Genomic DNA, 9,526 nt, shown 5'->3' on the forward strand with positions numbered 1-9,526 from the left:
ATCCGTCCAGAACAGGGGCAGGGACTCCGGCTTCCCAGGCGGCAAGGAGGGACGCCACAGCGCCTCCAGCGCATCGTCGTCGACAGGCCCCAAGGTGGCCACAGCCGAGGGGCGAGGCAGCAGCCGGTGCACGCGTCCGTCCACGGACAGGGCATCCGCTGGGGTGGGCCAGAGCCGATGCCTTGGGGCGAAGCCCTCGCCGAAGGGCCGCCGGAGGGCCAGCACCGGCCCCAGGGTGACTTCTCGCGTCTCACGCTCCCACGCCTCTGGGGTCAGCGTCCCCCCGGTACGGGCCATGAGGAGCTGGCCCCAGGCGGCTCTCATCGCTCCGCGCACGGTGGAAGGGGGCGGCCAGAGGTGGGCGTGGCTGCGGCCCACGTCGCTCGTGTACCAGCCGCGGCCGTCCTTGCAGAAGAGGCCGTCGCGCGGCAGCAGGGCAAAGCGCGCGGTCCTCACGCTGCACCTCCGGTGTCCCCGCGCAGCCGGGGCTTCGCGCGCGCCAGCATCTCCGCCAGCCACATGCGCTCCACCCATGCCTTCACCCGCACGTAGGCGTCCTTCAGGCTCAGCGCCTCTTGCAGGTTCAGCCCCGCTTCGCTCGGCGTGAGGCCCGCTCCGTCGGCGCCCGCCTCCACCCGGCCTAGGATCCGGGAGACCTCGCGCCTCAGCACGTGGCTCCACCCAGCGTCATCCTCGATCGCGCTGTCAGTCGTGGGCATGCGTTGCAGCATCTCCTCCACCTCTTGGATCTTCTTCAGCGGCAGTCGGCCCTGCTCTCTGAGCGTGACAGCCGCCTCGAGCGCCTCCAGCGGCTTGTCTGTCCATTGCCCTCGCCAGGTGTGCTCGCGGCTGGAGTGCAGGCGGGCCAGCAGCGCGAGCCCGTTGCGATCCTTGCCCTTGGCCGTTGTCTCCGCCTTTCTGCCCAGCGCCAGCAACTCCCCGAGGCTCTCCAGCACATGGCCCACTCCCAGGCCCACGGACAGCGTGGGCGGCTCCATGTTCTTTCCAGCGAGGGCGCTCTCCATGGCGGCGCGGAAGGCCTGTCGCAGCTCGTCCGCGCACCGAAGGGCATCCGGCAGGCAGACGAAGGCGAGCACGTCATCGCCTCCGGCGTAGACGAGCGCTCCGCGGTGCTGCTCCTCGATGATGCGTCGGGCCTGCGCGGAGAACCTGGAGAGGCTGCGCGACAGCTCCTGGTGCGCCTCGGGGCCGTGCTGCGCCAGGCTCTGGAGTGTCTTCCCCATGTGATCGCCATCCGCCACGAGACAGGCGACATAGGGGAAGGGCTCGCCCAGCTCTCGCAGAAGCGGCCTCACGAAGACCTTGCCAAAGCTGGCTGCTTCCTCGCGGGACAACCCCTGCTCCTCCAGGTGCGTGCTCCAGCGGCCGGGCAGCAGCAGCTGGCCATCAAAGGGGAAGTCCCGCACCCACGCCCTGCCGCCCGGAGTCACCTTCGTCAGCACCTTGGGCTCGCGAAGGCGCTCGCACTCGCGGGTGAGCGCCTCCATCGCTGGAGCGAGCTTCGCCTTCGCAAGCGCCGTGTACGCCGCCAGGCCGATGGTGGGCACCGGGACGAACTGCTCTGGCTCACCGCCAGTGCGCTTGAGCAGGCCCATGGCGTCCAGCTGCTCACGCCGGCCGATGCGGAAGCGCTGCCAGTCGCCCCCCTTGCGCGCGCCTTCCTTGAGGACGGACTCACGCGCTCCGTCGAGGCTGGACTTGTGGACGCCGCCGCGCTGGCGCGTCCAGGGAACAAAGGCACGTAGCCGCTTGCGCTCGGCCAGCGCAGCCTCGACGCGGCTCAGGGCGTCCGGGTACCCGGTCTCCGGGGTGAGCGGGCTCCAGGCGGCGTGGAACTCGAGGAAGGTGTCCAGCTGCTCCAGAGCGGTGTCCTGGGCCGCGGGGTCCACGAGCTGCGAGCGCTGCCGCCACACCCTCAGGCCCTCCTCGCGCAGATGCGTACGCGCCGCCTCCCGGGCCGCCTGAGCCACCGCGCGCGGATCTCCGTCCCTCACGTGGAGCAGGAGCTTGTTGGGGACACCCTGGGCGGCTGCGTGCTCGTCCAGGATGGCGGGGATGATGAGCTCCGCGTTCCGCTCCCGGGCGGCGGTGGCGGCCTTCTGGCAGAGCGCGCTGAGCACTTGACTGCTGAACCAGAGATCCCGGGTGCGCCGGGCCTGGGCGATGAAGTCCTGCACGGGACCGAGGCTCATGAGGAGCAGGTGGGCAGGCACGTCAGGACTCCTTCACTTCGGGGTGGGACTTCAGCCAGCGGAAGAAGGCTTCACTGAGGCTCGGGGCTTCGAGCGGCGCATAGAGCGCCTTGTCACTCGAGGCCAGGAGCCGGTCGAACGGCGCGAACGAGTCCTTCACGGGGGTTCTCTGGCCGCCCTTGCGGATCAGGACGACCTTTCCCTCCGGCCAGGCGCGGTGGAGCCACAGCGCGACGGGCACGAAGAAGCCATTCGCCAGAGGCATGGCCTTGACGATCAGGGGCGAGGCCAGCCGCTCGCGCACTTTTGCCCCGTCGTGCCAGCGGAGCTCGACCTCTCCGGGGTCCGGGTTGCGATAGAGCGCTCTCGATCGATCCTTCTCCTGGAAGCGGATGGGGATGGGGAGGCCGAAGCCAGCGCGAGGCCATGCCGCCTCTCGCGAGTACTCCTCGCGCGGAGGGTGAGCCCATGGCTTGCCACGGGCTGGTTCGAGGAGCCGGCGGATCTTGTCCGGCTCCGGCCAGTTGGAGCGCCCCGGACGGTTCCGGTCGCCCCTCTCCCGCGCGTACTTGTTGGCGGGTCCTTTCCACTGGTCAGAGGGTTGTCCCTGGCGGAACTCTTTCAACCAATGCAGCGCCTGGAACCAGGCCCGCTCAGGCCCTCGCTGAGGGGCTCCGTGGAACAGTCGCGCCCCTTGTATGGCGGGCACCTGACGGGCACCGCACGTGGGAGGGCTGCCAAGGAGTGCCAGTCCCCCAAAGACCTGCTGCAGCTCGTCCCGGCGCGCGCCGCGCGGCAGCCACTTGGGCACTTCTTCCACGACGGTGAGGCTGCCAACGCCGCGCCTCGTGCGCCCCCCGTATCCACCCCAGAGCACCCAGGCCCGGACCGCATTCTCCACCTCGTGCATGCGCTCTGACGGTGCGTGCAAATGGAGCTGGAAGCGGAGCTCCGAGAGGAGCCGTCCAGCGTCCGGCTCGGTTCGCGTCCCGCGAGCAGGCCAGAGGGCATAGTAGGCATCATCGTCTTCCTCTTCGACGTGGCGCTCTGCCTTCCGCACGCTGCTCCGATCCACCTCCACGCTCACCTCGACCTTGGAGCGTGTCCCTGCGTCGCCGCCGACTCCGCCCCACAGCGCTCGCTCGCGGTGGGCCAGTTCCTTGGCCGTGGGGAACTCGTGGGCATAGAGGGCCCGCCACCAGAAGCGCAGGTGGCCGCGGATCGTGGGGACGCGGATGATGTCCACCGCGTCCACCTGGCGGGGGACGGGGGCGCCCCCGAGGATGGGCGTGGTGCTCTTCAGCTGCACCACGAGCGACTCGACAGGCGCGCCTCCGGGATAGCGGCGCTGGCGCGGCAGCGGATCAGGCAGCTCCATCGCGCTCCTCCGGCTCGAGCAGGAAACGGTGCCGGTCGAAGAACTCATGGAAGAGGTCCTTCACGGCGCCCTGGGCTTTGTCGCGTGGTTGCTCGCTCCAGTGGCTGATGGCCTGGAGCAGGTTCATCACCCACGGTGTGTTCATCCCTCGCGCCAGCCTGTGCCGGTAGTAGATCGCCACGTCCAGTTGCTCGCGAGGATCCAGACCCTCCAGCCGGACACGCTGCTGGCTGTAGCTCTCATAGGGGTCCGGCTGGCTCGGCAGCCCAGCGATCTCGACGGTCACCCGCTCCAGCTCCGTGGTGGAAGCCCTGCGTGCTATCGAGGTGCCAAGCCTGCAGGCGTGGAAGAGCCAGATGAGCTTGCGCCGCAGCCTGCGCTCGGCGATGTCCCGCAGGGGGGGCTCTGGCTCGAAGACCCGCCCTATCTCCACGGCGTTCCACAGGATGGCCTCGAGCGCTTGTGTCCGCTCCTTGGAGGTGGCGGGCCGGTTCGACTGCCGCCAGGCCAGCGCGGCCTGGAAGGACACCTCGTCCGCGTCGAAGTCCACGGCCTCGAGCACAAAGCCCGTGCGTCCACTCCCCCTGTAGCTGTAGGAGGTCGGCCCGCCCTGGCGGACGTGGTACGCCTCATGGAGGAGGAAGACGCGGATGCACTCCTCCCAGTCCTCCTTCGAGCCCAGCCGCTGGCGCAGCTTCGCGAGCCCCTGCAGCAGGCTCACCTCGAATGTCCAGCTTCCGTCGAGGTAGCGGAAGACGGGCGCGGCCTCGCGGGAGGGGGTGGGGCGGATGCGGCTCTCCATCAGCTCGCGGCCCAGCAGCGCGACGTAGTGCCGCTGCTCCGGCCCCGCCAGCCAAGCGGCCAGATCCTGGTGAACGGCGGTGACCTGCTCGAGCACGTGGGAGGCTTCCTGGAACTGCTCGATCGAGGGGCTCCTGGCCTGAGCGGGCAGCCCTCGGCGCTGGTGGAGTATCTGGTGGACGAGGAGGTAGCTGTCCTGCTCGGGGTTGAAGTGATGCAGCCACAGCGGGTGCTGGGTGTTGGGGTTGATGGCCGTGGCGAGTGCGGCGGCGAAGCTCGAGGGGCAGTCCATGGCCAGCAGCACCGACGTGGCGCCCCCCAGGCGCTCATGCAGGCTGTCGAGCACACCGCGGAACTGCTCCACCGCGCGCGAGACTTCGCTCGGATCACGAACGGACATCGGCGAGGGCTCCCTGCTCGCGGGGCGCAGGCAGACCGTGGCCAGGAGATCCGAGGCATGGCGAGCCTGGAACGTCGCGAGGGCCTTGTCCTTGATGGGCTTGGTGACCTCGACGACGAGCAGCACATGCCCACGCCCGCCCTGCCTCGTCGCGGGGAGCCCCTCCACCTGGAAGAAGTCCTCCGGGGTGGGCGGTTGCGCCCGGTCATAGCCCAGGGACCAGGGGCCATCGTTCGCCTGCTGGTACACGCGCAGCGGCCGGCGCTGCAGGCATGACGCCAGGTGCAGCATCAGCACCAAGGGCGCGCACCCGAACAGATGGACGGGCAGGTGATCGAGTCCGAGCTCTGCTTCTTTCTGAAGGAGCGCGTCGGCGAAGCGCTCGTTCTCGTGGAAGGCCCATGCCCAGTCCTCGGGCTTCTGCGCACGGACGAGCCGGTCTCGGTCGAACGGGTGGAGCACCGTGGCGGCGACGTCCCGGTCTCCATCCAGGCCGCTTCGGATCAGGGCGTCACGCGCGGCGGACTCGATGACGGGGCGGTCGTGCTCGTAGCGCAGGATGAGCGCGCGGGTTCGCGCGTTGATGGGGATGTGGATGTCCATGGGCAGTCACCTTGGAAGCGCGTGGGAAGACGGGGGACTCGGGCTGCTCAAGGGCCTCGATCCCGGTACTCCGGGCCGAAGAGCTTGCGCAGTCGCTCATGGGCCTGCGCGGGGAGGGTCTTCTCCTCTGCAAGCGCCAGCCGCGACTGCGCCGCCGCGCTCGCCAGCAGCTGACTGGCGGCTTGGCGCTGGGGGGGCTTCATCCGCTCGTCCACGTTCCCGCCCAGCCCTGCGGGATCCGGGCAATGGAGCAGGACCTTTCGGCTCAGGTGGGTGAAGAGCGGCTCCAGTCCCTCCAGGTACCCTTCTGGGGGCTTGGGGAACGCGTCATAACTCATGGCCTCGAGGTGGAACGAGCCCAGGGGGCTGGACGACTGCTGGCGGTTCCAGTGCTTCACCGCCTTGAGGAGCGGCTTGAGCTTCTTCCCCGCCGTCTCGTTGGCCTTCGTGCTCCTCTCCCTGTGTAGCTGCGGGTTGGTGAGGATCCACTGCTCCTCGGTCCGCTCGGGGATGAAGTAGGCCTTCTGGCCCAGATGCTCGAAGGCTGGCACCACGTCGAACTCGATGCCCAGCTCCGAGAACCCGATGTGGATGGAATGCTGCTGGAGGATGGGCGGCTTCTCTCTGGGCCAGGCCTCCCTGAGTTCCGCCTGGATCTGCTTGAGCACTCCATCCGGCGATTCGGTCGGATGGGCTGTCACACCCTTCAGCACGATGAAGACGTCGATGTCATGCAGAGGATGGATCGCAGTGTTGCGGCTGTATGAGCCCGACAGATAGTCCGTCTTGGGCCCGAGCCGCTGGCGCAATTGCTCCCGCACCTCCGTGTGCAACTCGATGGCTTTCTGCTGCTGCTCCTTCTTCAGCTCCAGCGACTGGATGAACTTCTCCAAGGCTTCACGCACACTCCACATGACCGCTCCTTTTTCTGCGTCCACAAGAGAGGACGCCAAAAGGCGGGAGAATCCATCGCGGGCTGGCGCTCTTTTTTTGATGGGCGCCCCTGCTCCAAGGTCCGGCCCTCCCAAGTCGATGCGCGCAAGGCCGTTCAGGATCCACCTGTCCGGTACTCCTCACCGAAGAGGGCGCGCATGCGCCGATGTGCCTGGACGGGGAGGGTTTCTTCTTCCGCGAGCACGTGCCGCAGCTGCCCCGCTGCGCTCGCCAGTAGCTGACTGGCGGCCTGGCGCTGGGTAGCGCTCATCCTCGCGTCCACGTCCGGGCCCAACCCTGCGGGGTCCGAGCAGGGGCGCAGCACCTTCCGGCTCAGGTGGGTGAAGAGCGACTCCAGGCCCTCCAGGTATCCTTCTGGAGGCTCGGGGAACGCGTCGTAGCTCATGGCCTCAAGGTGGAATGAGCCTAGAGGGCTGGACGACTGCTGGCGGTTCCAGTGCTTCACCGTCTTGAGGAGCGGCTTGAGCTTCTTCCCCGCCTGCTCATTGGCCTCTCGGCTCCGCTTCTTGTGCAGCCGCGGGTTGGTGCGAAGCCACCGGCCTGTCTGCCGCTCGGGGATGAAGTAGGCATTCCGGCCGAGCTGCTTGAAGGCTGGCACCACGTCGAACTCGATGCCCGACGTCGAGAACTCGAGGTGGACGGAGTGCTGCTGAAGGATGGGCAGCTCCTTCCGGGGCCAGGCCCCCTGGAGCGCTCGGCGGACCCGCTTCAACACCGCGTCCGGCGACTCAGGCGGAGTGGAGTCGACGCTCTCCAGCACGATGAAGAGGTCAATGTCATGCAGAGGGCGGAGGACGGTGTTGCGGCTGTAGGAGCCTGAGAGGAAGTCCATCTCCGGACCCAGCCGCTGGCGCAGTTGCTCCCGCACCACCGTATGCTGGCGGATGACCTCCTCCCGCTGCTGGGGTGTCAGCCTCAGGGATTGAATGAACTTCTCCAGGGCTTTGCGCACGCTCCACATGGCGGATCCTTCCTTGGCCTCCACCAGGGAGGACGCCAAAAGGAGTGAGAACCCATCGCAGCCCGGTGCTTTTTTTGAGGAGCGCCCCCTCCGCCCCTGGGGCAGGCCACACCCAGCCTCCAGGTCGGCTCACCCGCCGGTCGCGGACAGCAGCTCCTGGATCTCGCGTGGCGTGGGGCGTTTCGTGACCTTCTTGCTCAACATGCGCGCCACCAGGACCTGTGTAGGCCCCGGGACCTGGTCACCCAGCAACTCCAGGGGAGGGCGCTTCCACAGGTGCTGGTACATCAGATCCTGTCCCTCCTCGGCCACGAAGGGCAGCCTGCCGACGAGCATCTGGAACCAGAGGACTCCCAGCGAGTAGACGTCGGCCATGGGGCCAGCGGTCTTGGAGTGGACCCACTGCTCCGGGGCCATGTAGTCCCAGGTGCCCAGGAGCGCGCTGCCGGCTGTCGAGACGGGGAGGGCCGAAGGCTCGGGGCCGCCTGCTGCGGTGTTCTTGGCGAGCCCGAGGTCCGCGAGCTTCACGGCGATGGCACCGGTTTCCCAGCGGGCCAGCAGCACGTTGGCAGGCTTCAGATCGCGGTGGATGAGGCTGTGCTCGTGCAGTGCGTCCAGGGCTCCCGCCAGCTGCAGGATGACCTGTGCGCAAGCCTCGACTGGCAGGCGCCCTCCCGCTTTCGTGAGCACCTGGTGGAGGTCCACCGGTAGCCAGTCCAGGATCATGAACGGAGCTCCCTGAGGAAGGAGGCCTGAGGCCAGCGCCCTCACCAGGTGAGGGTGTTTCATCCCCTGGAGCGCCTGAGCTTCGTTGACGAAGCGCGCCACCACCTCGATGTGCAGGCACCACTCGGGGCGCAGCACCTTGATGGCCACGGGGTCACCGCTGGCCTTGTGTCGCCCTTCGTAGATCTCGCTCGTAGCACCTACCGCCACCCGTCGGACGATGGAGTAGTCGCCTACATCAGATGGCATGGATCCCTCCCGCTGCATGCTGGCTCTCCGTCACGAAGAGGAGGGCGGCTGCCGAAGCGCCTGCAGCCGTTCCATCCAGTGGAGCAGCTCCCGGAGCTCGTCGGTGCAATCCTCGAACTCCGCGGCGAAGGTGTCCGGATCCACGACCTCCCCGGCTTCACGTCGCCTGAGGTAGACACGAAAGGCGGCATCCACGGGCGAGGGACCTTCACCCTGCGTGCCGGGCTTCTCGGCCATGCGGTCCCTCAACGCCCTCAGTCCTCGTTGCAGAAGGGATCCGACAGAGGCCTCTGTCCGTTCCATGTGCCCTGAGACCTCCTTCACCGACATCCCCTCCATGTAAAAGAGCCGGAGGGCTTCGCACTGGTCCTCCGGAAGCTGGGAGAGGGTCTTCTGCAGCTGGTACCACTCCTCCTTGCGCGCGGTGAACTGGCTTGGGCTCCGCTGAGGGGCCGGTACCTCCAGGGCCTCGGCGGCATCCAGTGGGAGAGTGCCGGGTGCTCCGCGCTTCTTGCGTTGCTCGTCTCGGAGCAGCTGCGAGGCCTGGCGGGTGGCGATGCGCTTGAACCAGCTGATCAGCTCGCCCTTCGTGCTCCCCTTGAAGGTAGAGAAGCGCTGGAACGCCAGTATCGCGGCTTCCTGGGAGACGTCAGACGGACGAACGCTGCCCGACCGCTTTCGGGTGGCGTGCCGCGAAGCTCCCTCCAACGAGGGCTGGCACCGGCGCAGCAGCTCCTCGATCGCGCCCTCCTCCTCCGCGCGCGCGCGGAAGATCAGCTCCTCAATGGACAGTTCTGAGAGTGGTGGCGGAACCATGTCTACTTCCCCTCCTGCACGCCCTGGCACTTCGGGAACCGGAATCGCACGTCCTTGCTGTCTCTGAGCTGAAACTCACGGGCCAGTGCGCATCCCTCGGTCAGCAAGGGCTGGGCGTGCTCCAGCGCGCCGCGCTCCTGAAGCAGATCCCCGTGTAGCAGCAGGGATTCCGCGAGGACCAGGGCATACCTCTTGTTGGAGGGTTCACCTTCACGCACGGCTCGCCCATACCCCTGCGCCTCCTTGTAGAGCGAGTCTGCCTCCTCGAGTCGGCCTTGTTCGACCAGGAGCGTGCCGAGCCTGACAAGGGTTCTGGCCAGCACCCAGCGGTAGAGGTGGTTGCCCTGCTCGGCCTGGACACACGTGCGCCCATGTTGGAGTGCCTCTCGAAGGTAGGGTTCGGCGGCCTTCGCACCCTCCTCCTT

The 9,526-nt window shown here is 67.9% G+C and carries 9 protein-coding genes; all 9 read right to left on the reverse strand.

Features of this window, described 5'->3' with window-relative positions; all coding sequences use genetic code 11:
* Positions 1 to 456 (reverse strand): type III-B CRISPR module-associated Cmr3 family protein (locus VD972_RS36760; protein ID WP_324993491.1); only part of this gene is annotated, 456 nt, incomplete at its 3' end.
* The gene (gene cas10 / locus VD972_RS36765; RefSeq protein WP_324993492.1) at positions 453 to 2,234 is read right to left on the reverse strand and encodes a type III-B CRISPR-associated protein Cas10/Cmr2; all 1,782 of its coding nucleotides are present in this window, start codon (positions 2,232 to 2,234) and stop codon (positions 453 to 455) included. The genes VD972_RS36760 and cas10, both read right to left, overlap by 4 nt.
* A gap of 1 nt (position 2,235) precedes the next feature.
* Positions 2,236 to 3,591 carry a type III-B CRISPR module RAMP protein Cmr1 gene (gene cmr1, locus VD972_RS36770; RefSeq protein WP_324993493.1) on the reverse strand — a complete coding sequence of 452 codons (1,356 nt, stop codon included), beginning with the start codon at positions 3,589 to 3,591 and terminating at the stop codon, positions 2,236 to 2,238.
* On the reverse strand, positions 3,578 to 5,395 hold the full coding sequence (locus tag VD972_RS36775; protein ID WP_324993494.1) for an SAVED domain-containing protein: 1,818 nt from the start codon (positions 5,393 to 5,395) through the stop codon (positions 3,578 to 3,580). The genes cmr1 and VD972_RS36775 overlap by 14 nt, the downstream gene beginning before the upstream one ends.
* Positions 5,396 to 5,442: 47 nt before the next feature.
* On the reverse strand, positions 5,443 to 6,309 hold the full coding sequence (locus tag VD972_RS36780; RefSeq protein ID WP_324993495.1) for a nucleotidyltransferase: 867 nt from the start codon (positions 6,307 to 6,309) through the stop codon (positions 5,443 to 5,445).
* 134 nt (positions 6,310 to 6,443) lie between these two features.
* The gene (locus tag VD972_RS36785) at positions 6,444 to 7,310 is read right to left on the reverse strand and encodes a CBASS oligonucleotide cyclase (RefSeq protein ID WP_324993496.1); all 867 of its coding nucleotides are present in this window, start codon (positions 7,308 to 7,310) and stop codon (positions 6,444 to 6,446) included.
* A gap of 129 nt (positions 7,311 to 7,439) precedes the next feature.
* Positions 7,440 to 8,285: a serine/threonine-protein kinase gene (locus VD972_RS36790; protein ID WP_324993497.1), complete on the reverse strand. Its 846-nt coding sequence runs from the start codon at positions 8,283 to 8,285 to the stop codon at positions 7,440 to 7,442.
* 30 nt (positions 8,286 to 8,315) lie between these two features.
* Entirely contained in the window at positions 8,316 to 9,101 is a 786-nt protein-coding gene (locus VD972_RS36795; protein ID WP_324993498.1) for a sigma-70 family RNA polymerase sigma factor, read from the reverse strand.
* 2 nt (positions 9,102 to 9,103) lie between these two features.
* A partial coding sequence (locus VD972_RS36800) for a tetratricopeptide repeat protein (protein WP_324993499.1) occupies positions 9,104 to 9,526 on the reverse strand: 423 nt, incomplete at its 5' end.

The organism is Hyalangium sp. (genome assembly GCF_035629615.1).
Taxonomy (GTDB): Bacteria; Myxococcota; Myxococcia; order Myxococcales; family Myxococcaceae; genus Hyalangium.